Annotated in this window: 1 protein-coding gene; it reads left to right on the plus strand. The window is 63.9% G+C overall.

The window, feature by feature from the left end:
- Positions 1 to 316, plus strand: a 316-nt coding sequence (locus MWH02_RS23065; RefSeq protein WP_271461526.1) for an Ig-like domain-containing protein, incomplete at both ends; no start/stop codon positions are given.

The following is a 316-nucleotide window of genomic DNA, read 5'->3' on the forward strand; positions in this document are numbered from 1 at the left end:
TGGGGCAGACGCACTGGAACGACAGTTTCGATCTGATCATTGTTTCTGAAAGCGACGGCGGCTTTGCGCCCGTCATCGATTACGCGGTGGATGACTTCGGTCCCGTGACCGGCAACCTCGGCAGCGGCGACAGGACCGACGACAGCACGCCAGCGCTGCACGGTCGCGCCGAAGCCAACAGCCTGGTGATCCTGCGCTACACCCTGGGCGACGGCCGCTATGACAGCGCCAGCATAAAAGCAGATGCAGGCGGCAACTGGTCGTGGACGCCGCCGGAGCTGGCCAGCGGCAGCTGGACCTTCGAGGTGAAGAAGAG

The organism is Pantoea leporis (genome assembly GCF_028048155.1).
Taxonomy (GTDB): domain Bacteria; phylum Pseudomonadota; class Gammaproteobacteria; order Enterobacterales; family Enterobacteriaceae; genus Pantoea; species Pantoea leporis.